1 protein-coding gene is annotated in these 1,233 nt (G+C 76.2%); it reads left to right on the forward strand.

All coding sequences use genetic code 11. The features are described from left to right. The first annotated feature begins 183 nt into the window (after positions 1–183). Positions 184–1,023 carry an SDR family NAD(P)-dependent oxidoreductase gene (locus FV223_RS27960; protein ID WP_147729919.1) on the forward strand — a complete coding sequence of 280 codons (840 nt, stop codon included), beginning with the start codon at positions 184–186 and terminating at the stop codon, positions 1,021–1,023. Positions 1,024–1,233: the final 210 nt, after the last annotated feature.

Below are 1,233 nucleotides of genomic sequence, written 5' to 3' on the forward strand. Positions count from 1 at the left end.
GCGGAGCGGGGGGACGCGCGGTCGGCCTGTGGCGCGGGCGGGCATGCGGGCGATTCCCGGAAGCGTGAGCGTGCCGGACGGTGGCAGAGGCGGCGGCCGAAGGCCAGGGCGGGGCGCCGCGCCCTCGACAATCCCGGCCGCCGCCCCACCCTCACCGCGACGCGAGAGCAGCGAGAGGCGCCGATGACCCACCCAGCGATCGAACCCGGCCGGACGGCCGTCGTCACCGGGGCGGCCAGCGGCATCGGGCTCGCGGCGGCGCAGGCCTTCGCGCGGGCCGGCATGAACGTGTGGCTCGCCGACCTGCCGGGCGAGGCGCTCGAATCCGCCCGCGCCGCGGTGGCGAGGCTCGCCGCCGTGGAGGTGCGCGCCTTCGCCCTCGACGTCGGTCAGCGCCCGGCGATGGAGGCGTTCGCGCAGGCCGTCGCCGCCGGGGGGCCGCCCGCCCTGGTGATGCTCAACGCCGGCATCGAGGCGGGCGGCACGCTGTTCTCCGAGGAGGCGACCTGGCGCAAGATCCTCGACACCAACCTGTGGGGGGTGATCAACGGCATCCACGCCTTCGCGCCGGCGATGATCGCGGGCCAGAAACCCGGCGCCGTGATCGTCACCGGCTCGAAGCAGGGCATCACCACGCCGCCGGGCAACACGCCCTACAACGTCTCGAAGGCGGGCGTGAAGGCGGCGACCGAGGCGCTCGCGCACGACCTGCGCGGCCGCGACGGCTGCCGCATCTCGGCGCACCTGCTGATCCCGGGCTTCGTCTATACCGGGCTGGCCAGGGCCCGCGGCGTCGCCGAGAAGCCGCCCGGCGCCTGGACGCCCGACGAGACGGTGGCCTTCCTGCTGGAGCGGATGGCGCAGGGCGATTTCTACATCCTCTGCCCCGACAACGAGACCACCCGCGCCCAGGACGAGCGCCGGATCGCGTGGGCGGCCGGCGACATCATCGAGAACCGCCCGGCGCTCTCGCGCTGGCACCCGGATCATTCCGAGGCGTTCCGGCGGGCGATGGACGGGTAGGGCCCGGGCCGGCGCGCCCCGGCGCATCCTCCGCGCGGCCCGGCCCTCAGGCCGGGATGGCGGCGGCCAGCGCCGTGCTCGGGGGCGTCTTCGGGCGCGGCATGACGCTCGCCGGGCAGGGCGGCGGATCGTCGTCGTCGTCGCGCCGCTTCGGGCGGACATACGTGTGCAGGTCCGCGAGGCGGCGCAGGCGGCGCAGGTGGCGTGGCG

The organism is Methylobacterium sp. WL116 (assembly GCF_008039455.1).
Taxonomy (GTDB): domain Bacteria; phylum Pseudomonadota; class Alphaproteobacteria; order Rhizobiales; family Beijerinckiaceae; genus Methylobacterium.